The following is a 25,605-nucleotide window of genomic DNA, read 5'->3' on the forward strand; positions in this document are numbered from 1 at the left end:
GTGCTCATGCCCGCTCTTGTCACCTTGTCCGGGCGCCTCGTGCGCCTGGAACCTCTCAGCCTCGCGGCGGTCGAAGACCTCGCCGCCGCGGCGAGTGAAGACCGCTCCACGTATGCCTTCACTCGCGTCCCGCATGGCCGGGACGAGGTTGCCTCCTATGTGGAGGCCGCCATGGCTGAGCAGGCGGAGGGCCGCACGATGCCCTTCGCCATCCGGTGGCTGCACACCGACCGTGTGGTCGGTGCCACCCGTCTGATGAACCTGGAGTACTGGCAGGGCCCCATGCCCTGGCCTCCGGGTGCTCGCGCGACGGTGGGCGACGTCCCGTCCGTGGCGGACATCGGTTACACCTGGCTGGCCGCTTCGGCCCAGGGCACAGGTGTGAACCGGGAGAGCAAGTTCCTGATGCTCTCACTCGCCTTCGAGACCTGGAACGTCCACCGCATCACGCTCAAAGCAGATGTAAGAAACGAACGGTCCCTGGCCGCCATCGAGGCCCTCGGCGCACACTTCGACGGGGTGCGGCGAGCGGAAAGCCGAGGCGCCGACGACACGGTCCGAGATACCGCGTTCTACTCGATCTTGAGCTCAGAATGGCCCGCGGTCCGAGAACGCCTGTCCGGCAGACTCGGGCTTGTCGAGGCCGCCGCATAGCAACCGTCCGCTAAGGCCCCGCCCGACATATCAGGGCGGGGCCCCTCATATCTATGGGGACGGGCACGGCCGCCCCCGTATCGGGGCCATGCCCGCTGCTCTATCAGCATCACCGGCCAGGCTCAACACCCGATCAACGCCGAATCAACGCTTCGGTTAACGAATTGGCTCATGCCTATGTGTTAGGCAAGTATGGATCTATCATTTGGTAACAAATCGTTCCATTGCCTGGGAGACACACGGCATGGCTGGTCACGCCATCGAAAGCGAACTGCGCTTCGCTGTGCTCGGTCCCGTTCGCGCGTGGCGCGGCGGCCAGGAAGTCGATTTGGGTACCCCGTTGCAGCGCTCCATTCTGGGCATGCTTCTGCTGCGGGAAGGCCGGGCGGTCACGCCGACGGAGATGATCGACGCGGTGTGGGGCGAGGAAGCGCCGCCGCGCGCGCTGGGCGCGCTGCGCACCTACGTCTCCCGGCTGCGCACCGTGCTGGAGCCCCACCGTCCCGCGCGCACCCGTCCCGAGCTGCTGACCTCCGTCGGCCGGGGGTACGCGCTGCGCCTGCCGGACGGCGCCCTCGACCTGACCCGGTTCGAACGCGGCATCGCCGAGGCCGAGGCCGCCCGCCGGGCGGGAAAGCCCGCGGAGGCGGCCGACGGCATGCGCGGCGCGCTGGCGTTGTTCGAGGGCGAGCCGCTGGCCGGCGCCGTCGGCCCGTACGCCGACCACCAGCGCGACCGGCTGATCGAGCGCCGGCTCAGCGTGGTCGAGACGCTCATGGACGTCGACCTCGAACTCGGCAACCATCCCGCGATCGTCTCGGAGCTGGTCGCGCTGACCGCCGACCACCCGCTGCGCGAACGGCTGCGCGCCCAGCTGATGCTGGCCCTGTACCGGTGCGGCCGGCAGGGTGACGCGCTGGCGGTGTTCACCGACACCCGCGAGGCGCTGATCGAGGAGCTGGGCGTGGAGCCCAGCCGCGAACTGACCGTGCTGCACCAGCGCATCCTGGCCGCCGACCCGGCGCTGGCCGTCTCGATCGTGGTCGACCTCACCGACGACACCGATGAGGCGGAGGAGCCGGCGCACGAGCTGCCGCGCCCGGCACAGTTGCCCGCCGCGGTCAACGACTTCACCGGCCGCAAGGAGATCGCCGGACGGCTGCGCACCCTGCTGTCCTCGGCCCAGAGCGGCACCCACGAGGGCGTCCCGGTCGCGGCGATCTGCGGCATCGGCGGTGTGGGCAAGACCGCGCTGGCGGTGCACGTGGCGCACCTGTCCGACGACCAGTTCCCCGACGGCCAGCTCTACGCCGACCTGCGCGGTTACACCGACGAGGCGACCGCGCCGGAGTCGGCGCTCGGCGCGTTCCTGCGCGCGCTGGGCATCCCGCCGGACGTGATCCCGGAAGGGCTGTCGGAGCGCTCCGCGCTGTACCGGTCGCTGCTGGCCGAGCGGCGCATCCTGGTGCTGCTGGACAACGCCCGCGACGCCAAGCAGGTCAGCCCGCTGCTGCCGGGCACGCCCGGGTGCGCGGCGATCGTCACCAGCCGGGTCAAGCTGGCCGACCTGCCCTCGGCCCGCCTGATCGACCTGGACGTGATGGAGCCGGACGAGGCGCTGTCGCTGTTCGCCACCGTGGCCGGGCCCGAGCGGGTGGCCGCCGAGCACGGCGCGGCCATGGACGTGGTCGCCGCGTGCGGGTTCCTGCCGCTGGCGGTGCGGATCGTCGCCGCCCGGCTGGCCGCCCGCCCCTCCTGGACGGTCGCGTCGCTGGTGCCGCGGCTGGCCGACGAGCAGCGCCGCCTGGACGAGCTGCGGGTGGGCAACCTGGCCGTCGAGGCCACGTTCGCGCTCGGCTACGGCCAGCTCGACGCCGGCCAGTCGCGGGCCTTCCGGCTGCTGTCGCTGCCCAACGGGCCCGACATCTCGGCCGGGGCGGCCGCGGCGGTGCTGTCGATGAGCACGTTCGAGACCGAGGACCTGCTGGAGTCGCTGGTCGACGCCAGCCTGCTGGAGGCGCCGGCGCCGGGCCGCTATCGCTTCCACGATCTGCTCAAGCTGTTCGCCCGCCGTACCTTGGAGAAGTCGGAGCGGCCGCAGGCGCGCACGATGGCGTTGCGGCGGCTGCTCGGGTTCTATCTGGCCTCCTGCCAGTCGGCGCACCGGCTGGCGTACGAGGGCAGCATGATCTCCGACAACCTGGTCGTGGTCGGCAGCGGGCATGTCTTCACCTCGGCCGACGACGCGGTGGCGTGGCTGATCGCCGAGGGCGACGCGCTGTTCGCCGCGATCAACCAGGCCGCCTCCGCCTCGCGCACCGGCGAGCAACTGCTGCCCGCGGCCGACATGCTGCTGGCGATGGAGCCGCTGCTGGAGTCGGGCACCCACACCCGCGAGTTCGACTTGGCCACCCGGGCCGTACTGGCCACCGGGCAGCGCATCGGCGACGCCGGCAGCGAACTGCGCGCCCGGTACGTGCTGGGCCGCGTGTTGTTCGCCGGCAACCAGCTCCAGCAGGCGGAAGAGCAGTTCAGGATCGTGCACGAGCTGTCGGTGGACCGCGAGGAGAAGGTCGTCACCGGCGAGGTGCGCAACGCGCTGGCCGTCGTCGTCGGCCGCCAGCGCCGCCACACCGAGGCGCTCAACTGGTTCGACGCCGCCATGGAGTTCTACCGCGAGAACGGCGTGCCCGCCGGCGAGGCGCTGGTCCTGTCCTACTCCGCCCGCGAGCACCTCGGCCTCGGCCGCCCCGAGGACGCCATCGCGGCGGCGGAGAAGGGCCTGGCCATCTTCACCGAGATCGGCAGCGGCGCCGGCACCGCCCGCGCCCGCTACCACCTCGGCATCGTCCTGTCGCGGGTCGGCCGCATCGCCGAGGCCGTCCACCACCACGCCGAGTGCCTCTCCTTCTTCCGGGCGAGCAAGCAGCGGGTGTGGGAGCAGCGGGTCTGCTCGCGCCTGGCCGAGACGTTCATCACCGCCGAGCGCTACTCCGACGCCGTCCGCCACGCCGAGCAGGCGCTCGTGGTCAGCAGGGAGATCGGCCACCCCTACGGCGAGGCGCTCTCGCTCGCCGTCCTCGGCAAGGCGCTGATGGGCCTGGGGAGCACGACCCGCAGCACCGACTGCCTACGTCAGGCCTTCGACATCTTCTCCAGGCTCGGCGCCCCCGAAGCCGGGGACATCAAGGCCCTCCTCGACAACGCTCAGGTCGTCGAGACCTGAGTACAGCTCGTCGTCGAGTCGCGTCATCCATACGTGGTTGATCAAGGCTGCCCCTTGGTGGGAGCGGAAGGTTACAGCCCGGCCGGTCATCTACCGCCACGCTTCGCTAGGGGGCCCGGTTATCCGGATGCTCCACGTGGCGGCTAGCCGCCTCACTTGACGACCGGCCGGACCAGACACGAACCTCGAACCCCCCAGGTCCGTGCCTGTGCGCTTAGCGTCTCCCGCCCCTGTCAACGTCCAATCAACGCGGAATCAATGTCCTTTTCCGTTGACGGCTCACACGTGGAAGAAGCCTTCCGCGATGAGCGGGCGCAGGGCGTCGGCGTCGAGTTGCTCGCCGTCGCCCACCAGTTCCGCGATCACGTTGAGCAGCGGGCCCAGGGCCAGGTCGCCGTCGCAGACCCCCGCCAGGGCCGCCTCCACCGTGCCGACGTCCCGTGTCCTGCGCAGGCCTCTCGTCTGGCGGAGCACGATCTTCATCGGGTCCTCGGCGCCCGGCCGACCGACGCGCTCGTCCAGCAGGCCCTCGACCGTACGCAGGCGGGCCGCCTCCAGACCGGTGGCCCGGTGGGCGGCGGCGATCGCGTCGAGGACGCCGTCCACGTACTGGCCCACCGGGAGCTCCACCTGGTGGGTCAGGTGCTCGACCCTGACCACCGGGTCCAGGCTGCCGGAGTTGCGCAGGGTGATCCAGCCGAAGCCGATCGCCTCGACCTTGCGCTCGTCGAACCACGACAGCCACTGGTCGTAGTGCCGGGAGTAGCCGGGGGTGCCCTGTTCGGCCGCGTCCTTGAGCCACAGCTCCACGTACTCGGCCGGGTCCTGGACGTCGCGCTGCACCACCCAGCCGTCGCAGCCGGTCTCGCCCAGCCAGCCGCCCACGCGGTCGCGCCAGTCCTCGCCCTCGATGTGGAGCCAGTTGGCGAGGAAGTGGGCCTGGCCGTCGGGGTTGAGGTGGCGGGGGGCCTGCCGTACCAGAGCGCGGCAGAAGTCGTCGCCGCCCACCTCGCGGTAGGTGAGCTTGCCGGCGGGTGAGATCACGAACGGCGGGTTGGAGACGATCAGGTCGAACAACTCGTCCCTGACGGGCTCGAACATCGAGCCCGTCCTGGCGTCGACGCCGGTGACGCCGGACAGCGCCCAGCTCAGGCCGGCCAGTTCGACGGCGCGCGGGTTGACGTCGGTGGCGGCGATCCGCTCGGCGCGCCCGGCCAGGTGGAGCACCTGTACGCCGCAGCCGGTGCCCAGGTCGAGCGCGCGCTCCACCGGGCGGCGGGTGACGAGCTGGGCGAGGTTGGCCGAGGCGCCGCCCGCGCCCACCACGTGGTCGGGGCTCAGCGCGGGGTCGCCGGGGCGTACCTTGCGGTCGGAGACGAGGTAGCCGTCGGTCTCCCACGGCTGCAGGTGGACGGTGGCCCGTACCTCGTCGCCGGCGGTCGTGACCAGGCCCGAGGCCAGGACCTCGGGGGCGACGCTCTTGGCCGGGACGGGGACGCCCAGCCAGAACAGGCGGATCAGGGTGGCCAGCGGGTCGCGTTCGGCCGTGCTCCGCAGGGCGGGGACCAGTTCCTCACGCGCGAGCGCACCGGCCGCCACCGCGCCCAGTCGGTCGCGGACTCCGTCGATGGTGTAGCCGGTCTCCAGCAGATGCTCGCGCAGTCGTTCCACGGATCCCATCCTTCCACCGCGGACCGCAACTCACCCCAGACACCGACGCAAGATCAGAAACTCTGCGTAACCATACTGTTACGGAGCTACCCAAGCGTTCTGCAAGCGGGCAGTAAGGCGCCCGCGGTATCTGTAGGAGGTGCTGATCCCCTGCCTCGCCTGCGAGTCCCGGTTCAGGCCCGACGAGTACTTCCGCGCCTGCACCGACTACAACCGCGGCCTGGACCTGGTCTCGTGGATCTGCCCGAGCTGCGGCAACCACGACGACCTCAGGGTGCTGCCGGGCGAGCTGGGTTTCGGCTACCCCTATCGCGGGCGCTTCGCCGTGCACGACCGGCTGCGGGTGCCCGGCCTGCGCAGGCAGCGCGGCGAGCTCAGGCTCGACATCTCCCTCGACGCCCACAGCTGGCGGATCGCTACAAGAGTCCGGCTACCGGTATGACCGGCGGGCAGAGGTAGGCGGGCTCCTCTCCCCGCAGGGTGCGCCCGATGTCGGCCACCAGCGCGTGCGCGTGCTCGACATGGCTCTCTCCAGTGGCCGCGCCGAGGTGCGGGGTGAGCACCACGTTCTGCAGCCTGGTCAGCGGGTGGGCGGGGTCCAGCCACTCCCCCTCGAAGTGGTCGAGGCCGGCGCCGCCGAGCTGCCCCCACCGCAGGGCGTCCACCAGCGCCGACAGGTCGTGCAGCGCGCCGCGCGAGGTGTTGAGGTAGATCGCTCCCGGGCGCATCGCGGCGAACTCGGCCGGGCCCATGAAGCCGCGCGTCTCCTCGGTCACCGGCACGTGCAGGGAGACGATGTCGGCCTCGGCGATCAGTTCCGGCAGCGTGTGGGCGGCGTCGGGGGTGTAGGGGTCGCAGGCGATCACGTTCATGCCCAGGCCCTGGCCGCGCCAGCGCAGCGCCCTGCCGACCCGGCCCAGGCCGACGATGCCGAGCGTGCGTCCGGACAGGCGCAGGCCGCGGTGGCGCTCGGAAGGGGGGATTCTGCCCCGGTAGACGCGGTCGCGCCGTACCTCGCGATCGGCGGTCACCACGTGGCGGCTGACCGCGAACAGCAGCGCGATCGTGAGCTCCGCGACCGCGTCGGGGTCGCGGTCGGCGGCATGGAGTACGGCGACGCCGCGCTCGGCGGCCAGCGCCAGGTCGACGTTCGTCGGCGAGCCGACACAGGCCACGATGTCGAGCGGAAGGGACAGGACCGACGCGCGGACCTGGTCACCCTCTGTGACGATCACCGAGGCGCCGGTCTCGATGACGAGGTCGGCGAGTTGCTCGTCGGAGAAACCGAGGCTGGGCCGGGCGGGAACCTCGGCCAGGTCGGCGATCTCGCCCAGGCTGGCGAGAGCGGTCTCCGGCAGGGTGGGCAGGACCAGCGCCCGAGGTCGTCTCACATTTGTGACAATAACATCACAGAGGGTATTCGTCCCTATGCGTCCGGACGTTGGCGCAGGCTCTGCCACGCGGCCTCGCCCAGGCCCTTGATCTCCTCGTCGGTGGGCGTGTGGGCGCCGGCGAACCACAGGCGGCACATTTCCTGGGCAGGGCCGAGCCACAGCACGTAGCACATGGTCGCGTGGACGGGCTGGAGCAGGCCGTTCTTCATGTGCGGCTTCCACCAGTCGGAGACCTGGCGGAAGAACGCGCGGCGGGCGTCGGCGACCTCCTGGCCGCCGGGTTCGTTCTTGCGCGGCGGGCGCTCGCTGACCAGGATGCGGGCGCGTTCGGGGTGCTCGCCGGCCCAGCGCATGTGGAAGGCCACGACCGCCTCGATGCCGTCGCGCGCCTCGTTCCGGCTGGTCAGCTCGGCCAGGAACTCGGCCTGGTAGACGGCGAGGATCTCGGAGTAGAGCACGCCGAAGACGTGTTCTTTGCTGGCGAAGTGGTGGTAGAAGCTGCCGACGCTGACGCCGCTCTCCTCACGGAGGCTGGCCAGCGTGGTGGCCGACACCCCGTCCTGGCTGAAGCGGCGGAGGGCACCCTCGATGATGCGGGTACGGCCGTCGCGTCCGTTCTTGACACTCTTCACGCAGTCAATGGTGAGCCAACAGAACCTTGTTCCGCAAATACCACTGCCTGCTTGATCATAGCGGTCACCTCGACCGAACCGGAAGAGACCGTCAATTTCGCGTCGGGCCAGGCCCTGCGGATCAGGCGCAGGGCCCGCCGGTTCTCGCCGAGAACGTCCATGGCGACGGTGGTCGCGCCGCGGATGGCGGCGCGGATCAGCAGCGTGTCGACCAGTCTCGGCCCGAGGCCGATCCCCTGCCACCGGTCGGTGACGACCACGGCCACCTCGACGTCGGTGCGGCAGCCCCGGTAGCTCATCGCGTGGGCGACGATCTCGCCCTCGTGTACGGCGACCAGCGCGTCCCTGAGCTCGTCGATTTTCATCAGCGCACCGATCAGGCCGGCCGACGGGCGGCTGAACCCCGTGAAGAACCGCAGCGTCTGCGTGTGCAGCGACAACCCCGCGAGGAAGCACCGGAGCGCGGCCTCGTCCCCTGTCCTTATGGGGCGAATCTGGGTTCCCTTCATAGACTCAGCGTCTCGCGGCACGCCTGAGTCTGTCAACTAGACTCAGGTATGATATGCGGCATGAACGTGCCCTTCCGGGTGAACAACTGCTCGATCGAGCGGACCCTGGACGTCGTCGGCGAGAAGTGGACCTTCCTGGTGCTGCGCGAGGCCTTCAGCGGCGTACGGCGCTTCGCCGACATGCAGGCCATGACCGGCGCGCCGCGCCAGGTGCTCAGCGCCCGCCTGGCCCGGCTCGTCGACGAGGGGCTGCTGCGCAAGGTGCCCTACCGCGAACCCGGCCAGCGCCAGCGTGACGAGTACCGGCTGACCGAGAAGGGGCGCGACCTCTATCCGCTGCTGGTCGCGCTCATGCACTTCGGTGACAAGTACCTCTCCGACGACGCCGGACCGGCGGTCGAACTCACCCACCGCGACTGCGGCGCCCCCATCGAGCAGTACTTCCGGTGCGCCGACGGCCACGAGGTCAGCGGACCCCGCGAGGTCACGCCGGAGCCCGGCTCAGGGGCGGAGCTGAAGAGCGCGTAGGCAGCGGCGGAAGTCCAGCACCGAGGCCACGGCCATCGCCGTCATCAGCAGGGCCACCAGCGACGTGCGCAGGGCCAGGAACGTCCCGATGGTCTGGCTGAGCAGGATCCACAGCGTCAGCGTGCCGTTGAGCAGTTGCGCGCAACCCCAGGCCAGCGACTGGCGGACGAAGAAGCGCCGCATCACCGGATCCCCCGCGACATGGCCGGGCAGCGGCACCAGGTCGAGCGTGATCCGCTCAGCCAGCGGCCTGCGCCCGCGGGCGGTGGCCAGGAACACCAGGCTCACCGCGAACACCCCGCACGTCGGCGGCAGGAAGAACCACCGCACATCCCCCGCCACCAGCGCGACCACCACGCGCGCCGTGATGCCCACCGCGGCCAGGATCACCGTGCCCGGCATCGGCCGGCCGCGCACCAGGCGCACCGCCATGCCGCCGAACACCCAGGCCGCAGAAGCCGCCATGCCCGCCACCTCGCCGCCGGCCAGCATGCCCGCGTAGAAGAGCGCGACGGGCAGAATCATGCTCTCCAGTACGCGCGGTGCCGCGTGCAGCAGGAGCGTTCCCATGCGGGGCAACACGAAGGCGGAGGGCGCCGGTGGCGCGACAAGAAGGGTCATTCACGACGTCTTGCTCTTGAGGGGCGGCACGAGTCCCGACCGTACGCGATCACCTGCGCTTTGGTAACCCGTTCGACCAGATCGGGCTGAGTGAGGAACCACCGCTCCCGGTGCCTACCCTTGAAGGGTGTACCGGTTCCTCCTGACCCCTCGATGGGTGGCGCTCCACATCGTGGTGCTGCTGGTCATCCCCGCCTTCGTCTTCCTGGGCAGGTGGCAGTTCGGGCGGTTCGAGGAACGCTCGGCCAACAGCGACCGCGTCACCGCCAACATCACGGCCGCGCCGGTGCCGCTGGGCTCGCTGACCCGGCCCGGCCGTGCGGTCAGCGAAGATGACCGCTATCGGCTGGTGACGGCCTCTGGCACCTACGATCAGGCCCATGCTCTCGTCGTACGGCGGCGGCCCCAGGAAGGGCGGCCCGGGTACTTCGTGCTGACCCCGCTCGTCACGGGCGACGGGCAGGCCGTGCTGGTGAACCGGGGGTGGGTGAAGGCGGGGGCGAGCGCGGACGCGCCACCCGAGGTGCCTGCGCCGCCTGCCGGACAGGTGAATGTCACCGGGCGGCTACGGCTGACCGAGACCGAGGAGACCAGCGGGATCAAGGAGAGGGGCGGGCTGCCGGCTGGGCAGGTGCTCCTGATCAATCCTGGGAAGATCGGGGCGGCGCTGCCGTACCGGCTGGTGGATGGTTATGTTGAGCTGACCGAGCAGCAGCCGACGGCGGCCGCGGCGCCGGAGCCGGTGCCCGCGCCGGACGTGGGGTCGGGCGGGGGCCTTAACCTGGCGTACGGCGTGCAGTGGTGGCTGTTCATCGGGCTGGCGATCGGCGGGTGGATCCTGCTGATCCGGCGCGAGGTGGCCGATCGGAAGGCCGAGCAGGAGACGCCTGTCGCGGTGGAGGCGTGAGGCAAGGTCTTGCACATTGGCGCGCTTCGCGCGTTTCCGGGTTCCAGGCGTTTCTCCAGTCGAGCTGAAGCTCGACCCCTGAAGGGCCTCCCTCCGGTCGGGCTGCCTTTCTGGCCCCACCCGTTGCCCGGCTAAGTGGTTGAGCGGTTGGAGCCCGCCCCGGAACCAAGGCGCTCCGCACGCCACCCCGTCGGGCCAAGGCCCGACTCGCTCGCTTTCGCCCTGCTGATAACGAACTGGACCGCCTACACGCGTCTACCGGAGGCGGCAGGCAGGAAAGTCGCGCAGGAGACGCCTGTCGCGGTCGAGGGCATGAGACGGGACCCGCACGTGCCGGCCTGGCTCGGTCGGGGTGTGAGGTGGACCCCCACGAGGCTCCTGGCCGCCGTCGAGGCATGAGACGGGACCCGCACGAGGCTCCCGGCGCGGGCGAGGTGTGATTACGTTCTAGGTGTGACCCGCCATATCGAGTTCGCCAATATCCACAATTTTCGCGACGTCGGTGGATATGTCGCCCATGACGGGCGGAGTGTGCGGTGGCAGCGGCTCTACCGGGCCGACTCGCTCGGCTGGCTGGCCGGGCCGGACATCGCCACGTTCCGCTCCCTGAAGGTCAGGACCGTCATCGACCTGCGGCATCCCGCCGAGGTCGAGAAGCGCGGGCGCGTACCCGAGACCGAAGGGCTGCGCTACCACAACCTCCCCGTGGAGGGCCGCACCTGGAACCTCGCCACCTTCGACCCGTCGACCGGGGTGGAACGCTTTCTCGCCGACCGCTACCTGGAGGTGTCGGAGGACGGCGTCCCGCTCCTGCGCTCGGCCATCGAGACCATCGCCGAGGCCGACAACGCCCCCGTCGTCATCCACTGCGCCGCCGGAAAGGACCGCACCGGCATCCTGACCGCGCTGGTGCTGTCGCTGGCGGGCGTGGCGACCACGGACATCGTCGCGGACTACGCCCTGACCGGCTTGGCCACGCCCCGCTTCCTGGCGGACTGGCAGACCAGGAACAAGGACGCCCTCATGTGGGCCGGGTACGGGGCGGCACCGGCGGGGGCGATGGAGTTGTTCCTGGCAGAGATGGACCAGCGCCATGGCTCCCTGCGGGCGTACTGCTCAGACGTCCTGGGCCTGGACCCCAAGACGATCACCAAACTGCACGCCCATCTCCTGACTGACCCGATCTCCCCCGGGTAGAAGGGGCCGGGGTCCGCAGTGAGCAGCACCCTCACGACAGCGGACCCTCCGGCCCGGGATCGCCACCCCACCCCCTCCAGGCGATCCCGGGTCCCAAAGGCAAGGTCTTGCACATCGGCGCGCTTCGCGCGTTCCAGGGTTCCAGGCGTTTCTCCAGTCGAGCTGAAGCTCGGCCCCTGAAGGGCCTCCCTCCGGTCGGACTGTCTTCTGAGGCCCCACCCATTGCCCACTTGGGTGGTAAGCCAGCTGGACCCCACCGCGAACAAAATCGTGCTCCGCTATCGCTCCGCGCGCCTCCGTCGGGCCAAGGCCCGACGACCCGCTTTCGCCCCCGCCCTGCCCTCGACGGGACTTGGTTGTTCCCGAGACGAAAGACGTTCCGATCTTCCAAGGCGGCGAGCACGAAACGCGAGAGGCGAGGGCCGACAATCATTTCAGCCAGCGGGTTGTCATTCCACAGCCTGCTGATAGGCCAGCTGGTAGAGGTGTCCTCCCTTGATCAGAATTGAGGCTTCTACCGGCAATCCAGCGTCACTGTAGATGATCCGGAACTGGCGGAACACTGGCACGTCCGCGGGCAGATTCAGGCCTTGTACCTCCTGCGTGGTGGGCTGGCGGACCGATATCTGATCACGGAAGTGACGTTGTGGATAGCCAAGATCAGCGAGAACTCTCGGAGCGCCGCCGCGGATCTTCATTCTCCCTACAAGTGGGGTGCCCAAGGCGATGCCGGTGGGGTAGTAGGACCAGGAGAGTTCAACTGGCTCACCGTCATGGCGCAAAAGCCGATGACGGACAACAGCCTTCTCACCATCGGCGAGGCCCAGAGCGGCGAAGATGTCATTCGGCGGCAGGACCTCTCCCACATGAAGGAGTTCGTAACTGTAGCCCTGCGGCGTCGGACGCTTGTAGGGCGCCGCCTCGACGATCAGGGTCTTCCTGTCTTGCACGTAGACGCCCTTGCCAGGATGGCCGCGGAGGAATTCCTCGTCCTTCAGGGCCTGGAGCGCGCGTTGGATCGTGGCATTGGCAGCATCGAACCTCGCGACGAGATGCGAGGTTGAAGGGAGCTGTTCTCCGGCGCGGAGGATGCCGGACATGATCTCCGCCCTGAGCTCGGCGGCGATCTGCTGATGCCGAGGACGGGTGTCCGGCCTTGCTGCCAATTCGATGCCGCCTTTCACTCAATGATCATCTTGTATCGGAGTTCCCGGTCGTCCGCGATCATCGTCATCACGGTGACCTCGACCGGAACGCCTTCAGTCGATCGGAGGAGCCGCGTGAGGACCAGCACCCATTGGTTCTCACCGATCCCGAGTTCGTGCCGTTCGTCCTCAGTCGCGGGGCGGGCCCGGACGCGCTCCTCGACATCGCCCGGGTGATACCCGAGTTGGGCGAGGAGGGTGATGGCTCCGCCGGGTATCTTGCGCGGTTCGGCGAGCCGGGTGCCGCGGGCGAGGGCGGCAGGATAGTAGGAATCTGCCAGCTCGCTGGGCAAGCCGTCCAAAAGGACGAGCCGCCGGCGCACGACGGCCACGTCACCGGGCCGCAGATCGAAGAACTCCGCCACCGTGGAGGGCGGTAGAACCTCGGCTACCTCGCGCAGTTGATTCGTCCCGGTGTGGCCGCGGCGTGCGGCTTCCTCGGTCCATGCGTCTCGGTCACCTTCAGGACGAGGCCTCGTGTACGGCGCAGAAGCGCTCATCCAGTGCGATTCCAACATTCGCTACCCCATCTCGCGATGGCCGACTACTCAAAACGGTACCGGCTATCGAGGCGATTCAAGAGCCCGGCCGACGTAGAGCCAATCCTCACACGTCCTTGATGCCTTTCGCGAATTGCATTATGGTAGCTGCAATACGCCTCAGCCTTCGTGCGCCAAGGACCGCGCTTCCATGGCGTCGAGGACCTCCTGCGGCCGGTACGGCGCGCTTGTCCCGACACGAGCCCATGGCACCACTAGCGAGGAAAGGTGCAGAAATGGCAGGACCAGCAAGGACACGAGAACCGGGCGGCGGCGACAGGCACGCTGGCCGGACGGTAGTGAGGTCAGTCCGGCAACCTGAGCTGCTCTGCGCCGGATCAGCGCGGTCGCCCGGCGAATGTGCCCCGGACCCCGTGAAGAACACCGCTCAGGTGCGTGCGGCCCGGGGACCCCTACGACCTAGTCCGCCGTTTCGATGCCGACGGCGCTACTGCGTTCTGGTCGACGGCGAATTGACCGGCTTCGCGCCGCCGGTCTTCGGCCGAGACGGTCGAGTGGCCGGCTGGTCGACCTTCCGTTCGACTGACCGAAGAGCCCATGGCCATCGGGTTCATACCCTTCCGTCCCCGACGGCCGGCCGGCACGCGGTTCGAGCACGACGAAAGGAAGCCGCACCATCATCTGGAGGTTGATCGTGAAGCGTTCTTTGATCGTGGAGACCACTGCCAACTCCTGCTACTTCAGAACCTCAGTCGCCGGAGACGGCCGCAAGGCGCTCGTTCAGATCACGGAGCGGTGCAACCTGCACTGTGCCCACTGCTTCGTCTCCTCCACCCGCGAGGGCCTCGATCTGTCCCTCGATGATCTGGAGGCCAAGGTCCTGCCCCGCCTGAGGCGCGCCCGCGTGGAGCGTGTCACGCTGACCGGCGGCGAACCCTTCGTCCATCCCGAGCTCATGAGAATTGTCCAGCTCATCACCGGCCTGGGCATGCCCGTGGGCATCTGCACCAACGCCACCCAGACCACCGACGAGCAGATCAGCCAACTGGCCGGCCTGGGTAACGTGCACGTCAATGTGAGCCTGGACGGCTTCCGCCCGCAAAGCCATGGCCGGTTCCGGGGCAACGTCGCTTCTTTCGACGTCACCGTGACCACCACCCGCAAGTTCGCCGATGCCGGCCTGCTTCAGGGGTTGCTGTCGACTCCCAACGCGCTCACCGAAGTGGAAGAATTCGGGGCCCTGTGCGAATTCGCCGTCGACGTCGGCGCCGAGTACGTGCTCATGAACCCGCTGTCCTCCTTCGGCCGCGGCGTCAGGAGCCACCGGAAGCTGGCCGCCGACCAAGCGAAGATGCGCGCGATTCACGAGGTGACCGAGGTCTTCCGCCAACGTGGGGTCGACCTCGTGCACATCCGCTTCCCCAACGACGACAGGCCACTGGCCGGCTGCGACGCCGGCAAGCTGCTCTACGTCTTCGCCGACGGGCTCACCGCCGTCTGCCCGTATCTGGTCTTCGCGGCCCGTACCCCCGAATCCCCGCACCCCGACAGCGACTTCCTCGTCGGCAACATCCTCACCGACGAGGTCGCCCCCGCCCTGGACGGCTACGACCTGGCGGGCACCTTGCGCATGGGCACCAACGCCACCTGCACCGGCTGCGCCATCAACAGCCAGTGCGGCAAGGGCTGCCCCGCCGCGGTCATCGCCCGCGGCCTGTCCATCGGCGAACTCGACAGCGAGCAGTGCCCCCAGCCGCTCCTGCAGATCGGCAGGCGACTCACATGAATGACCGGTTCATCGTGATCGAGGGCCCCAACGGCGTCGGCAAGACGGCCAGCGCGGCCATGCTGGCCAAACGGTTGCGCGATCGCGGATATCGCGTGCACTCCACCTGCGAACCGTCCAACACCCCGCTCGGCCGGCTGGTGCGCTTCGGCGAGCACGGCCTGATCGGCCGCGCGCTCGCCTTGGCCGTGGCCGCCGACCGTTGCGTGCACGTCACCGACGAGATCATCCCCGCGCTGCACGAGGGGCAGGTCGTGATCAGTGACCGGTACGTGCCGTCCTCCCTCGTTCTGCAGCGCCTTGACGGCCTCGACCTGGCCGAGGTCTGGGCCTACAACCGATGGGCGCTACAGCCCATGCTCACTTTCTACCTGGATCACGATGCGGCGATCATCGAGAAGCGGTTGGATGAGCGTCGCCAACGCGCACGGCTAGAGCAAGCCGCATCGCCCGCTCGGGAACGGCAGTTGTACGAGGAGGCATACGCCTTCCTCTCCGGCGAAGGCTGGCGCCAAGCCGGGATCAACTGCATCGGCCGCGACGTCGACCAGGTCGTCACCATCATGCTCGCCCATCTGAACCTGGAGGAGTAGCCAGTGCTGTCCCTGCTGACCATCAACATCGGCGCCGCCGCCCAGGCCCGCGCGGAGCGGCTGCTCGACTGGCTGGCCGGCAGGGACGAGGACGTGTTCCTGCTCACCGAGACCAGCGCCGGCACCGGGACCGCGCACCTGCTGCAGCGCTTCGCCCGCGCCGGCTACGCGGTCGTCAAGACCGACGACATCGGCGACCGCGGCGCCGCCCTGATCAGCCGCGTCCAGGTCGTCGACGAGGTCGTGGCATTGAGCAAGGTGAGCATCCCCGGGCGCGTCGCCGCCGCGGTGCTCGACACCGAGCCGCAGTTGACGGTGGCGGCGGTCTACGTGCCCAGCCGTGATGCCAGCGTCGAGAAGACCGAGCGCAAGCGAGCGTTCGTCGACTCGCTCCTGCACGGCCTGGAAGGGCTACCACAGCACCAGCGCGAGCAGCTGCTGCTCGGCGGCGACTACAACGTGATCGCCCGCACTCACAAGCCGCCGCACCGGGGCTTCCTGCCCTTCGAGTACGGCCTGCTGGACGGCCTCGCCGAGCACGGCCTGCTCGACGCGCACGACCACCACGTGCCCGGCCCGCACCCGCACAGCTGGATCGGCCGCACCGGCGACGGCTACCGCTATGACTACATGCACCTGGCCACAGCCTTGGCCGACCGCATCACGGCCTGCACCTACCTGCACGAGACCCGCGAACGGGGCCTGACCGACCACGCCGCGGTGACGCTGACCCTGGACATCCATGCCACCCGCCTGCCGGTCACCAACCCCCGCGACAACGACGAAATCGCCCTGTTCTAGACCCCGGACAGCGCCGCGCGTACCAGGGAGTCGTAGGTGTCGCTGACCGGTATCAGCTCCACTCCCAGAGAACGAGCCAGCCGGTCGAGCTCGCGCTGTGCCGCAGCCCCCGAGGCGGTGTCGGCCACGAGCCGCTCGAACTCCACGAACAGGCCCGCGTGCTCGACCTCATCCACACACAGCGCCACACCGTCGAGCTCACCGGTACGGCGCCGCTTCACGATCCGCACGGTGGGATAGAAGCCCATCGCCACGATCGCCTCATGCATCTGCGCCCGGTCGGCCACCTCGGTCTCGTGCTCCAGGCAGGCCATGGCGTTGTCGAGGGGCTTCTTCACCGTGAACAGGTGCCGGCCCTGCTGAGTCCGGAGCCGGGCGAACGCCGCACCGATCTTGCTCTGCCCGTACGTCCAACCGCCCTGCGCGAACGCCTGATCATCCTGCACGACCGGCGTTGAGAGGATCGCCCCGCGCGCGGCGAGCGCATCCTCAAGGCCGCTCAGGTCCTCCACCCGATACTTGACCTCGACCTCTTGCACCCCGCCAGTCACGCCGACCTCCCACGTCGCCCATGTCACCCAGCGGGATGGTAGCCGCTCTCCAGCCAGGCAACTACGAGCAGCTGATCGCAAGGCACACCGTGAGTGTCCCGGAAGGGTTCCAGGCCATGAAACACACGAACACCAGCGCGTCAAGGCCGGTTGTCAAGGAGTTCCGGGGGCGAATGCGGCGGTAGGGCGGGGTTTTGGGGCGGTTGACGGGGGCCTGGCAGCTTGTTCGAGGTCATGCCGTCGTCGTACGGTTACCTGCGTGACTACGCCGCTGCTCCCCGACCCCGAACCGAGGCGGCGCGACTACGTGATCATCTCCGCCGACGATCACCTGATCGAGCCGCCCGACCTCTTCGAGGACCGGCTGGCGGAGAAGTACACCGAGGTCGCGCCCAAGGTCGTGGAGACGGAGGCGGGTCACCAGGTCTGGCGGTACGGCGGCGCCACGTACCCGTGCGCCGGCATCGACGTGGGCGCCGGCCTGCCCCGCGAGCAGTGGACCCTCGACCCGGTCAGGTTCGAGAACATGCGCCCCGGCTGCCACGACATCGAGGCCCGGATCCAGGACATGGACACGGCCGGCATCTGGGCCGCCCTCTGTTTTCCCGGGATGCTGGCCGGCCAGTCCGGCATGCCGTTCGCGCGGACCAGAGACCAAGAACTGGGCCTGGCCCTCGTCAAGGCCTGGAACGACTGGCACATCGACGTCTGGGCCGGCACCTACCCCGAGCGGATCATCGGCCTTCAGCTCCCGTGGCTGCCCGACCCGGACGTGGCGGCGAAGGAGATCCGCGCCAACGCCGCCCGCGGCTTCAAGGCGGTCGTGTTCCCGGAGTTCCCGACGAGGCTGCGGCTGCCGTCGATCCACTCCGACCACTGGGATCCGTTCTTCGCCGCCTGTGAGGAGACCGGCACCGTCGTCTGCCTGCACACCGGGGACTCCAGCTGGTCGCCGGTGCCCTCCCCCGACACGCCCATCGAGGCGATCACCACGCTGATGCCGACGAGCGCCATGTTCGCCTGCGCGGACTGGTTGTGGTCGGGCATCCCGCTGCGGTTCCCGAACCTGCGGGTGCTCATCGTGGAGGGCGGGGTGGGCTGGCTGCCGATGCTGGCCGAGCGCGCCGACTACGCCCTCGACCACCCGGTCGCGGGCGAGGCGTCGTGGGAGGGCGGGCTGAAGCCGAGCGAGGTCCTGCGCCGCAACTTCTTCTTCGGCACGCTCGACGACCACGCCCTGTCAGGGGTACGGCTGGCGGTCGGCCTCGACCACGTCCTCCAGGAAAGCGGATACCCGCACTCCGACTCGACCTGGCCCGACACCCAGCAGGCCGTGGCCAGGAACCTCGGCCAGCTCCCGCCGGCCGACATCGCCAGGGTCGCGTACGGCAACGCCGCCCGGTTGTTCGGGCACCCGTTGCCGTCGCGAGCGTGGCTCAGGCGCGAGGAGCTGTAGGAGGAAGGTCGGGAGGAACGGCGGCGCCCTGGATGACCCTGCGCTCCCAGCCGATGTAGCGCCCGCTCTCCCCGATCAGGGAGCCCATCAGCCAGAGGAACACGCCGAAGTCGTCGGCCACGCCGACGAGCAGGAGGAAGTCGGGGATCACGTCGATGGGCGAGATCAGGTAGACCACGCCGAGCCCCATCAGGGCGAGCTTGCTCTTGCCCATGCCCGGGTACTGACCCCGGGCCACGGCGCCGATCAGGCGCGGGATCGCCCTGACCCGCTTGAACAGACCCGGGGAGCCGGGCTCGCTCACGTCGCGATATGTACGCCAGACCGCTGCCGCGCGGCTTGCTTTAGGCATAGGTGCGCCACCTCCTTCACGACATAACGTGTTACCCGATCCGGTTGGTTCCTAACGATCAGCGCATGGCGGGATGCTCGAAGGGGCGGGCGGATTCGATCTGGGCGGCCAGCCGTACGAGAAGGTCCTCGCGGCCTGTGGCGGCGACCAGCTGGACGCCGACGGGAAGGCCCGCGGCGGTCCTGTGCAGGGGCAGGGAGATGCTGGGCTGGCCGGTGGCGTTGAAGGCGGAGGTGTAGGAGACGGCGTGGGAGGTGCGGCCGAAGCCGGTGCTGAGGTCGTCAGGGGGCAGCCAGCCCAGCGGGAACGGCGGCACGCCGAGCGAGGGCGCGAGCAGCACGTCGAAACCGGAGCGCCACCAGGCGGCCATGCGGCGGCGGAAGCCGTCCATCCACTGGACGGCCAGGACGTGCTCGACGGCGGTGCGTTTGGCGCCGGTCTCGGCCATGGCGCGGTTGCGTGGTTCCAGTTCGTCCAGGGACACGGGGCGGCCGCGCCACGCGCCGACGCTCTGGACCTCGGCGGCGACGTTCGCGGCGACGAGGGCGCCGAAGTGGTGGGGGAAGTCGGGGCTGCCGAGTTCGTCCGGGTGGCCGGGTTCGACGTGGTGGCCCAGGGACTCCAGCAGGTTCGCGGCACCGGTGACGGCGGCGGTCAGGTCCTCGTGCTCGGGTACGTCGCCGCGCGGGTGGCGGGTCACGAAACCGACGCGCAGCCGTCCCGGATCGGCGCCGACCTCCTCGGCCAGCGGGCGGGGCAGCGCGGGCGCGGTGTAGGGGTCGCCCTCCTCCAGGCCGGCGATCAGGTCGAGCACGGCGGCGGTGTCCCTGACGGTCCTGGTGACCAGCCCGGCCACCGAGAAGCCGCTCCAGCCCTCGCCGCCCGACGGCCCATAGCTGGTGCGGCCTTTGGTGGGTTTGAGCCCCACCAGGCCGCACAGGGAGGCGGGGATGCGGATCGAGCCGCCGCCGTCGCTGGCCGACGCCACCGCGACCATCCCGGCCGCCACCGCCGCCGCTGAGCCGCCGCTGGAGCCGCCCGCCGAGTACGCGGGGTCGTAGGGATTGCGCGTGGGCCCGAACGCGACCGGCTCCGTGGTGATCGTGGTGCCGAACTCCGGCGTGCTGGTCCTGCCGAGGATCACGAACCCGGCCGCCTTCAGCTTGGCCACGCTGTAGGCGTCCGCGGCGATCCTGACGCCGTCCAGCGTGCGTGACCCGGCGTTGTACGGCTCGCCCTTCTCCGCCCAGCCGAGGTCCTTCAGCAGGATCGGCACCCCGCGAAACGGCGTGCCCTCGGGCAACTCGCCCGTCTCGGCCAGCGCGCGCTCGAACCGCCGGTGCACGACCGCGCCGATCTCCCCGTCGTGCTTGTCGATCTTCGCGATCGCCGCCTCGGTCAGCTCACGCGGCGAAACCCGCCCATCCCGTACGGCCAGCGCCTGCCCGACCGCGTCCAGCCGGAGGATCTCGTCCACAGGTTCTCCCTTAGCCGGCTTTCGGCGCCAGCGCGCGTACCGCCTGGTCGATGGGGATCTCGCCGCCGGGGACCGGCGCGAGCACGGGGGTGTCGAGCCCGTTGGCGACATACTCGCCGATCCTGGCCCGGCAGGTCGCGGCGTCGCCGTGCACGATCAGCGCGTCGACCACCTCGTCGGGGATGGCCTTGAGCGCGGCCTGCCGGTCGCCCGCCGCCCACGCCTCGTGCATCGGCCGCAGCACCTCACCGCGCCCCAGCCAGTCGTGGAAGGCGGCGTATGCGGGCACGGTCAGATAGGCCGCCAGCATCCAGCGCCCCATCTCGCGCACCCTGTCGGCGTCCTCGCTCACGCAGACGAACAACCGGGCGATCAGCTCGGTCTCCCCGCCCAGCTCGGCGCGGACCTTGCGCACGTCCTCCGGCGCGAGCCAGTTGGTGATCGCGCCGTCGGCCTCGCTCGCCGCCAGGTGCAGCATCCGGGGCCGCAGCGCGGCCAGCACGATCTTCGGCGCCACCCGGGGCGCCCGCTCCAGCTTGAAGCCCTTGACCTCGAACGTCTCGTACCGCTCCGACACCTTCTCCCCCGCGAGCGCTTCACGCAGGAAGCGCAGCGTGTCCCGGGTGCGCTGGTACGGCCGCGCGAACTCCACCGCGTTCCACCGCCCCACGACGGCCGGAGAGGACGAACCGATGCCGAGCACGAAGCGGTCCGGGGCGAGATCGGCCAGCGTGGCCGCCGACATGGCCAGCAACCCGGGTCCGCGGGTGAACACCGGGACGATGGCGCTGCCCAGCCGCAGCCCCGGCGCCCACTCCCCGGCCATGGCCAGCGGCATGAACCCGTCGGTCCCGTTGACCTCCGCCGACCAGGCGTCGGTGTAGCCGAGCGCGGGCAGTTCGGCGATCAGCTCCTTCGACTCGGCCAGCGAGCGGTCGTAGAAGGGGATCGTCATGCCCCAGTTCTGTGTCATCGCACCCTCCAGCGTGTTAGGCCGACCATACCAACCAGCCGGTATGTACGCGCCACTTGATCGCGGTTAACCGCCTCCAGCGCTCTGACGTGCTAAAACATCCCCGTGAGACGAACCCGGCTGCTCGCGGCCGTAGTACTGACCGGCGGCCTGGCGATCCCCTTCCTGGCCTCCGTGATCGCCGTGGCGGCGGAGGACACCGGCCCCACCTGCACGCTCCCCGCCACGATGCTGCCGCTGTGCTCGGGCACGCCGGTCAAGCCCGCAGCTCATGCACGGCCCCGATGAAGTCCTTGGTGATCCCCCGCAGTCCGGGCAGATGAGACAGGCCCACGAGCCGGTCCACGAGCGGCACCGTCACCTCGATCAGCCGGTACGTGCGCTGACACCCCGGCGAGGTGTCGTGCACCCAGAACAGCACCATGCCCATCGACAGCAGCCACAGCAGCTCGGGCAGCTCCTCACGCAGCTCGGAGTCCATCTTGTCCCGCGAGCCCTCGACCACCTGCCGGTAGATCGCGATGCCCGCCTCCCTCGCGGGTGAGGACTGGGCGCTGAACGGGCTGAGGGGGTTCGTCGGCTCCGCCGCGTGCTTGAAGAACTTCACCGCGAACTCGTGGTACGGCTCGCTGACCCGTACCCACTCACCGAGCACACCGCTCAGCCGGGCCGCGAACGAGCGCTCCGTCGCGAGCAGCTCGCGGCAGGCCTCTTCGTGCTCCGTCTGGGCGCGGTCGTAGTAGGCCTGGATCAACGCCTCCTTGCTCGCGAAGTAGTAGTAGGCGTTACCCACGGATACCCCGGCCTCGGCCGCGATTGCCCGCATCGTCGTCGCATCGAAGCCGCGCTCCCGAAACAGTCTCAAGGCCGTCTCGACGATGACCTCTCGGGTGCTCTCCGATCCTCGGTTTCGGGGTTCGGACACCCTCGTCACTTTACGGGCAAGACCGCCTTTAGGTCATGGAGCCGCACGGTGATCGCCGCCACAAGGCAAAGATCGCTCTGAGGAAGGGGTCATCTGGTGTGAAGCGTGGGATTGATGTTTCTGGCGGGAGGGCTATTCCGCGAAAAGAGCATCGACATGTGGATACGTGGCAAGGTGCGGCTGATGGTCGTCGCACTCCTCGGCCTTGAGATCTCGATAATCGCATTGGCATCGGCCGCATCCGCTGCTTCGACAGGAGAAGCACGGAAGTCGCCGCCACCGGTAACGCGCACGTACGCGATCGAAGGAGGCGTTCACACCGGACACTGGTTCACGACGGCCGACCCCCCGAAGGTGAACCTGAAGCGGGTGAAGACCCGGCAGGCCGCCGTACGCATCTCGCACCACACAGCAGTGGGCCGCCTGAGGAACGCCGGCCTGCGCTGGAAGTCGACGGGCGGCTGCGCCAACCGGCGGCTACGGTACTGCACCTCGCTGGACGCCGTCCGCACGGCCACGATCGCCAAGATCATCGAGCTGAAGCGGGACAGCGGCTGCAAGATCATGGTGACCGGCGGCACCGAGGCGGGCCACATGCCCGGCCGCTACAGCCACGAGCACGGCTACAAGCTGGACATCTCCTTGAGCCCATGCGTCGACCGGCACATCGCCACCAGCCACACCCGCGTGGGCACCCGCAGCGACGGCTCAGCCCTGTACCGCTCCTCAGACGGAACCGTCTTCGCCAAGGAGTCCGACCACTGGGACATCCTGTTCCGCTGACCAGAGCCAGAACCGGGCCCCACAGCCACCACACCGCCACGCCCGAGCCGAGCCCAGCCGAACCGACCGACCCGGACCCATACAGGCCCGGACCCGTACCGGCCCCCCACGCTTGTCAGCGCCGGTACGGCGAACACCCGAACGGCCGAGCCCGGCGCAACGCGCACGACGCCCAGCCACCACACCACGCACGGCACCCGCCACCACACCACGCGCTGACCCGCCCCCCAACGCTTGTCAGCGCCGGTACGGCGAACACCCGGACGGCCGGACCCGGCGCAACGCGCACGGCGCCCAGCCGGAGCCCGCGGGACCCGGTCAAGAGGGCCTTGTGACGGCGGGGACCACGTCCGACGTGAGAAGCGCCCGATGACCGGGGGCAACCCACGCCGGACGGAGGCGGATCCGGCGGCCTCGCCGTAACTTAGAGAGGCTAAAAGCGCCTCGCCGTAACAGAAAAGCTGTAACAGAAGAACTAGAGCTCGGCAGCCACCAGCTCGGCGATTTCGGCGGCGTTGAGAGCCGCCCCCTTGCGCAGGTTGTCGCCGCAGACGAACAGGTCCAGCGTATTGGGGAAGTCGATCGCCTGCCGGACCCGTCCCACATACGTGGGATCCGTGCCGACCACCTCAAGCGGCGTCGGCCACACCCCGTTGGCCGGGTCGTCCACGAGCACCACCGTCGGCGCCGCGGTGAGCACGCGGTGCGCGCCCGCCACCGTCACCTCGCGCTCGAAGCGCGCGTGCACCGCCAGCGAGTGCGTCGTGATCACCGGCACCCGCACGCAGGTCGCGGAGACCTTCAGCGAGGGGATGCCGAGGATCTTGCGGGACTCGTTGCGGAGCTTGAGCTCCTCGGACGCCCAGCCGTCCTCCTTGAGCGAGCCCGCCCACGGCACCACGTTGAACGCGAGCGGCGCCGGGAACGGCGAGTCGGCGGGCAGCTTCTTGTCGAAGACCTGGCGTACGTCACCGGCCACCTGGCCGATGTTGCGGTCTCCGGCCAGCGCCTCGATCTCGTCGTAGAGCCGGGCCGAACCCGCCACTCCCGCACCGGACGCCGCCTGGTAGGACGCGACGACGAGCTCCTGGAGGCCGTACTCGGCGTGCAGGGCGCCCATCGCGGCCATCATCGACAGCGTGGTGCAGTTGGGGGTGGAGATGATGTTGCGCGGCCGCCGGCGGGCGTCGAGGGGGTTCACCTCGGGGACGACGAGCGGGACGTCCGCCTGCATGCGGAACGTGCCGGACTTGTCGATCGCGATCGCGCCGCGCTCGGCCGCGACCGGCACCCACTCGGCCGACACCTCGTCGGGCACGTCGAAGATGGCGATGTCGATGCCGTCGAAGACCTCGGGCGCCAGCGCCTGGACGACGACGTCCTCGCCACGGACCTTCAGCACCTTCCCGGCGCTGCGCGGGGAGGCCACGAGGCGGATCTCGCCCCAGATGTCCGCCCGGTTGGAGACGATGTCGCGCATGACGGTGCCGACCGCACCCGTCGCGCCCACGAGTGCGAGATTAGGCCTGCTCATCTGCCACTTCCTCCGTACACCACTGCTTCCACCTGGTCTGCGTCAAGGTCGAACGCCCGGTGGGCGGCGGCCACGGCCGCGTCCACACCTTCCTGCTCGACGATCACCGAGATGCGGATCTCCGACGTGGAGATCATCTCGATGTTGACCCCCGCGTCGGCGAGGGCCGCGAAGAACGTCGCGGTCACGCCGGGGTGCGAGCGCATGCCCGCGCCGATCAGCGAGACCTTGCCGATCTGGTCATCGAACAGCAGCGACTCGAAGCCGACCTTGTCCTGGATCTTCTTCAGCGACGTCAGCGCCGTCGAGGCGTCCGTCGTGGGAAGCGTGAAGGAGATGTCGGTACGGCCCGTCGCCGCGGCCGAGACGTTCTGCACGATCATGTCGATGTTGATCTCGGCGTCGGCCAGGGTTTTGAAGATGTGGGCAGCCTCGCCGACCTTGTCGGGAACCCCGACAACGGTGATCTTGGCCTCGCTCCGGTCGTGCGCGACGCCGGAGATGATCGGCTGCTCCATCTCGGTTCCTTCACTCGCTTCGTTCGGGGTGTAAGGGTCGGACACGACCCACGTGCCTTCCTTGGTGCTGAAAGAGCTGCGTACGTGGATCGGCAGGTTGAAGCGGCGAGCATACTCGACACACCGGAGGTGCAGAATCTTCGCGCCGCACGCCGCCATCTCCATCATCTCCTCGTAGGAGATCTTGGGGATCTTTCTGGCTGCGGGCACGATCCTGGGGTCGGCGGTGAAGATGCCGTCGACGTCGGTGTAGATCTCGCAGACGTCGGCCTCCAGGGAGGCCGCCAGCGCCACCGCGGTGGTGTCGGAGCCGCCCCTGCCGAGGGTGGTGATGTCCTTGGTGTCCTGCGAGACGCCCTGGAACCCGGCCACGATCGCGATGCGGCCGTGGTCGAGCGCCTCACGGATACGGCCCGGCGTCACGTCGATGATGCGCGCGTTGCCATGGGAGGAGGTGGTGATCACACCCGCCTGCGATCCGGTGAACGAACGCGCCTCATGGCCCAGGTTGGCGATCGCCATCGCCAGCAAGGCCATCGAGATGCGCTCGCCCGAGGTCAGCAGCATGTCGAGCTCACGGCCCGGCGGCAGCGGCGACACCTGCTCGGCCAGGTCGAGCAGCTCATCCGTCGTGTCGCCCATGGCAGAAACGATCACGACCACGTCGTTGCCGGCTTTTTTCGTCGCGACGATCCGCTGCGCGACCCGCTTGATGCAGGACGCGTCGGCGACGGACGAACCACCGTACTTTTGCACAACGAGCGCCACGAGAGTCTCCCGGTCTGGACTGTGAGCTGCCAGTCTACCGACGA

Annotated in this window: 26 protein-coding genes; 12 read left to right on the forward strand and 14 right to left on the reverse strand. The window is 69.4% G+C overall.

What is annotated here, in order from left to right; genetic code table 11:
• Nucleotides 1–6: 6 nt before the first annotated feature.
• On the forward strand, nt 7–654 hold the full coding sequence (locus ACFWYW_RS14275) for a GNAT family N-acetyltransferase (RefSeq protein ID WP_379613191.1): 648 nt from the start codon (nt 7–9) through the stop codon (nt 652–654).
• A 244-nt stretch (nt 655–898) separates the two neighbouring features.
• Nucleotides 899–3,880 (forward strand): BTAD domain-containing putative transcriptional regulator, encoded by a 2,982-nt coding sequence (locus ACFWYW_RS14280; RefSeq protein ID WP_379613190.1) that lies wholly within the window; start codon nt 899–901, stop codon nt 3,878–3,880.
• 279 nt (nt 3,881–4,159) lie between these two features.
• Here ACFWYW_RS14280 and ACFWYW_RS14285 read toward each other — a convergent pair whose 3' ends face one another.
• A complete protein-coding gene (locus tag ACFWYW_RS14285; protein WP_379613189.1) occupies nt 4,160–5,560 on the reverse strand; it encodes a methyltransferase in 1,401 nt (466 codons plus the stop codon).
• A 130-nt stretch (nt 5,561–5,690) separates the two neighbouring features.
• Here ACFWYW_RS14285 and ACFWYW_RS14290 point away from each other — a divergent pair, with 130 nt between their 5' ends.
• Nucleotides 5,691–5,993, forward strand: a complete 303-nt coding sequence (locus tag ACFWYW_RS14290; protein WP_379613188.1) for a hypothetical protein — start codon at nt 5,691–5,693, stop codon at nt 5,991–5,993.
• On the opposite strand, the gene ACFWYW_RS14295 is transcribed toward ACFWYW_RS14290, so the two are convergent.
• The 3 genes from ACFWYW_RS14295 to ACFWYW_RS14305 are packed head-to-tail and all read right to left on the reverse strand — an operon-like array spanning nt 5,968 to nt 8,086.
• On the reverse strand, nt 5,968–6,942 hold the full coding sequence (locus ACFWYW_RS14295) for an NAD(P)-dependent oxidoreductase (RefSeq protein ID WP_379613187.1): 975 nt from the start codon (nt 6,940–6,942) through the stop codon (nt 5,968–5,970). The genes ACFWYW_RS14290 and ACFWYW_RS14295 overlap by 26 nt on opposite strands.
• Nucleotides 6,943–6,977: 35 nt before the next feature.
• Complete coding sequence (locus ACFWYW_RS14300) at nt 6,978–7,577, reverse strand: TetR/AcrR family transcriptional regulator (protein ID WP_379613186.1); 600 nt, start codon at nt 7,575–7,577, stop codon at nt 6,978–6,980.
• Nucleotides 7,574–8,086 carry a GNAT family N-acetyltransferase gene (locus ACFWYW_RS14305; protein ID WP_379613185.1) on the reverse strand — a complete coding sequence of 171 codons (513 nt, stop codon included), beginning with the start codon at nt 8,084–8,086 and terminating at the stop codon, nt 7,574–7,576. Before ACFWYW_RS14305 ends, ACFWYW_RS14300 begins: the two co-directional genes overlap by 4 nt.
• A 60-nt stretch (nt 8,087–8,146) precedes the next feature.
• Here ACFWYW_RS14305 and ACFWYW_RS14310 point away from each other — a divergent pair, with 60 nt between their 5' ends.
• Entirely contained in the window at nt 8,147–8,614 is a 468-nt protein-coding gene (locus ACFWYW_RS14310; protein WP_379613184.1) for a winged helix-turn-helix transcriptional regulator, read from the forward strand.
• On the opposite strand, the gene ACFWYW_RS14315 is transcribed toward ACFWYW_RS14310, so the two are convergent.
• Entirely contained in the window at nt 8,588–9,235 is a 648-nt protein-coding gene (locus ACFWYW_RS14315; protein ID WP_379635187.1) for a VC0807 family protein, read from the reverse strand. The two genes, ACFWYW_RS14310 and ACFWYW_RS14315, sit on opposite strands and share 27 nt — an antisense overlap.
• Before the next feature lie 127 nt (nt 9,236–9,362).
• Here ACFWYW_RS14315 and ACFWYW_RS14320 point away from each other — a divergent pair, with 127 nt between their 5' ends.
• Nucleotides 9,363–10,142 carry an SURF1 family protein gene (locus ACFWYW_RS14320; protein ID WP_379613182.1) on the forward strand — a complete coding sequence of 260 codons (780 nt, stop codon included), beginning with the start codon at nt 9,363–9,365 and terminating at the stop codon, nt 10,140–10,142.
• A gap of 453 nt (nt 10,143–10,595) precedes the next feature.
• On the forward strand, nt 10,596–11,339 hold the full coding sequence (locus ACFWYW_RS14325) for a tyrosine-protein phosphatase (protein WP_379613181.1): 744 nt from the start codon (nt 10,596–10,598) through the stop codon (nt 11,337–11,339).
• A gap of 449 nt (nt 11,340–11,788) precedes the next feature.
• Here ACFWYW_RS14325 and ACFWYW_RS14330 read toward each other — a convergent pair whose 3' ends face one another.
• Together ACFWYW_RS14330 and ACFWYW_RS14335 are read right to left on the reverse strand one after the other, a co-directional pair.
• Complete coding sequence (locus ACFWYW_RS14330) at nt 11,789–12,523, reverse strand: GntR family transcriptional regulator (protein ID WP_379613180.1); 735 nt, start codon at nt 12,521–12,523, stop codon at nt 11,789–11,791.
• On the reverse strand, nt 12,520–13,062 hold the full coding sequence (locus ACFWYW_RS14335) for a GntR family transcriptional regulator (protein ID WP_379640982.1): 543 nt from the start codon (nt 13,060–13,062) through the stop codon (nt 12,520–12,522). The genes ACFWYW_RS14330 and ACFWYW_RS14335 overlap by 4 nt, the downstream gene beginning before the upstream one ends.
• A 676-nt stretch (nt 13,063–13,738) precedes the next feature.
• Between ACFWYW_RS14335 and ACFWYW_RS14340 the strand changes: the two genes are divergently transcribed.
• From ACFWYW_RS14340 to ACFWYW_RS14350, 3 genes are read left to right on the forward strand one after another with little or no spacing between them, the layout of a single operon-like run.
• The gene (locus ACFWYW_RS14340) at nt 13,739–14,830 is read left to right on the forward strand and encodes a radical SAM protein (protein WP_379613179.1); all 1,092 of its coding nucleotides are present in this window, start codon (nt 13,739–13,741) and stop codon (nt 14,828–14,830) included.
• Nucleotides 14,827–15,423: a dTMP kinase gene (gene tmk / locus ACFWYW_RS14345; RefSeq protein WP_379613178.1), complete on the forward strand. Its 597-nt coding sequence runs from the start codon at nt 14,827–14,829 to the stop codon at nt 15,421–15,423. Before ACFWYW_RS14340 ends, tmk begins: the two co-directional genes overlap by 4 nt.
• A 3-nt stretch (nt 15,424–15,426) precedes the next feature.
• Nucleotides 15,427–16,224 (forward strand): endonuclease/exonuclease/phosphatase family protein, encoded by a 798-nt coding sequence (locus tag ACFWYW_RS14350; RefSeq protein ID WP_379613177.1) that lies wholly within the window; start codon nt 15,427–15,429, stop codon nt 16,222–16,224.
• Here ACFWYW_RS14350 and ACFWYW_RS14355 read toward each other — a convergent pair.
• On the reverse strand, nt 16,221–16,802 hold the full coding sequence (locus ACFWYW_RS14355; protein WP_379613176.1) for a class IV adenylate cyclase: 582 nt from the start codon (nt 16,800–16,802) through the stop codon (nt 16,221–16,223). The genes ACFWYW_RS14350 and ACFWYW_RS14355 overlap by 4 nt on opposite strands.
• 232 nt (nt 16,803–17,034) lie before the next feature.
• Between ACFWYW_RS14355 and ACFWYW_RS14360 the strand changes: the two genes are divergently transcribed.
• Nucleotides 17,035–18,231 (forward strand): amidohydrolase family protein, encoded by a 1,197-nt coding sequence (locus ACFWYW_RS14360; RefSeq protein ID WP_379613175.1) that lies wholly within the window; start codon nt 17,035–17,037, stop codon nt 18,229–18,231.
• On the opposite strand, the gene ACFWYW_RS14365 is transcribed toward ACFWYW_RS14360, so the two are convergent.
• From ACFWYW_RS14365 to ACFWYW_RS14375, 3 genes are read right to left on the reverse strand one after another with little or no spacing between them, the layout of a single operon-like run.
• On the reverse strand, nt 18,212–18,583 hold the full coding sequence (locus ACFWYW_RS14365; RefSeq protein WP_379613174.1) for a YkvA family protein: 372 nt from the start codon (nt 18,581–18,583) through the stop codon (nt 18,212–18,214). The genes ACFWYW_RS14360 and ACFWYW_RS14365 overlap by 20 nt on opposite strands.
• A gap of 58 nt (nt 18,584–18,641) precedes the next feature.
• Nucleotides 18,642–20,060: an amidase gene (locus ACFWYW_RS14370; RefSeq protein ID WP_379613173.1), complete on the reverse strand. Its 1,419-nt coding sequence runs from the start codon at nt 20,058–20,060 to the stop codon at nt 18,642–18,644.
• A gap of 10 nt (nt 20,061–20,070) precedes the next feature.
• A complete protein-coding gene (locus tag ACFWYW_RS14375) occupies nt 20,071–21,033 on the reverse strand; it encodes an LLM class F420-dependent oxidoreductase (protein WP_379613172.1) in 963 nt (320 codons plus the stop codon).
• 105 nt (nt 21,034–21,138) lie between these two features.
• On the opposite strand from ACFWYW_RS14375, the gene ACFWYW_RS14380 reads away from it, so the two are divergent.
• A complete protein-coding gene (locus ACFWYW_RS14380) occupies nt 21,139–21,321 on the forward strand; it encodes a hypothetical protein (RefSeq protein ID WP_379613171.1) in 183 nt (60 codons plus the stop codon).
• On the opposite strand, the gene ACFWYW_RS14385 is transcribed toward ACFWYW_RS14380, so the two are convergent.
• Nucleotides 21,290–21,958, reverse strand: coding sequence for a TetR family transcriptional regulator (locus ACFWYW_RS14385; protein ID WP_184959208.1), 669 nt, complete (start codon nt 21,956–21,958; stop codon nt 21,290–21,292). The two genes, ACFWYW_RS14380 and ACFWYW_RS14385, sit on opposite strands and share 32 nt — an antisense overlap.
• Before the next feature lie 369 nt (nt 21,959–22,327).
• Here ACFWYW_RS14385 and ACFWYW_RS14390 point away from each other — a divergent pair, with 369 nt between their 5' ends.
• Nucleotides 22,328–22,741 (forward strand): hypothetical protein, encoded by a 414-nt coding sequence (locus ACFWYW_RS14390; protein WP_379613170.1) that lies wholly within the window; start codon nt 22,328–22,330, stop codon nt 22,739–22,741.
• A gap of 475 nt (nt 22,742–23,216) precedes the next feature.
• Here the strand turns inward: ACFWYW_RS14390 and ACFWYW_RS14395 are convergent, their stop codons facing one another.
• Both ACFWYW_RS14395 and ACFWYW_RS14400 read right to left on the reverse strand, forming a co-directional pair.
• On the reverse strand, nt 23,217–24,275 hold the full coding sequence (locus ACFWYW_RS14395) for an aspartate-semialdehyde dehydrogenase (RefSeq protein ID WP_379613169.1): 1,059 nt from the start codon (nt 24,273–24,275) through the stop codon (nt 23,217–23,219).
• Nucleotides 24,272–25,561 (reverse strand): aspartate kinase, encoded by a 1,290-nt coding sequence (locus ACFWYW_RS14400; RefSeq protein WP_379613168.1) that lies wholly within the window; start codon nt 25,559–25,561, stop codon nt 24,272–24,274. The genes ACFWYW_RS14395 and ACFWYW_RS14400 overlap by 4 nt, the downstream gene beginning before the upstream one ends.
• Nucleotides 25,562–25,605 lie beyond the last annotated feature (44 nt).

It is taken from the genome of Nonomuraea sp. NPDC059023 (assembly GCF_042740095.1).
Lineage (GTDB): Bacteria > Actinomycetota > Actinomycetes > Streptosporangiales > Streptosporangiaceae > Nonomuraea.

Coding starts and splice junctions, on each gene's coding strand:
- ACFWYW_RS14365 (WP_379613174.1), bottom strand. CDS start 18,583: ATGCCTAAAGCAAGCCGCGCGGCAGCGGTCTGGCGTACATATCGCGAC.
- ACFWYW_RS14280 (WP_379613190.1), top strand. CDS start 899: ATGGCTGGTCACGCCATCGAAAGCGAACTGCGCTTCGCTGTGCTCGGT.
- ACFWYW_RS14275 (WP_379613191.1), top strand. CDS start 7: ATGCCCGCTCTTGTCACCTTGTCCGGGCGCCTCGTGCGCCTGGAACCT.
- ACFWYW_RS14315 (WP_379635187.1), bottom strand. CDS start 9,235: ATGACCCTTCTTGTCGCGCCACCGGCGCCCTCCGCCTTCGTGTTGCCC.
- ACFWYW_RS14305 (WP_379613185.1), bottom strand. CDS start 8,086: ATGAAGGGAACCCAGATTCGCCCCATAAGGACAGGGGACGAGGCCGCG.
- ACFWYW_RS14285 (WP_379613189.1), bottom strand. CDS start 5,560: ATGGGATCCGTGGAACGACTGCGCGAGCATCTGCTGGAGACCGGCTAC.
- ACFWYW_RS14310 (WP_379613184.1), top strand. CDS start 8,147: ATGAACGTGCCCTTCCGGGTGAACAACTGCTCGATCGAGCGGACCCTG.
- ACFWYW_RS14335 (WP_379640982.1), bottom strand. CDS start 13,062: ATGTTGGAATCGCACTGGATGAGCGCTTCTGCGCCGTACACGAGGCCT.
- ACFWYW_RS14395 (WP_379613169.1), bottom strand. CDS start 24,275: ATGAGCAGGCCTAATCTCGCACTCGTGGGCGCGACGGGTGCGGTCGGC.
- tmk (WP_379613178.1), top strand. CDS start 14,827: ATGAATGACCGGTTCATCGTGATCGAGGGCCCCAACGGCGTCGGCAAG.
- ACFWYW_RS14375 (WP_379613172.1), bottom strand. CDS start 21,033: ATGACACAGAACTGGGGCATGACGATCCCCTTCTACGACCGCTCGCTG.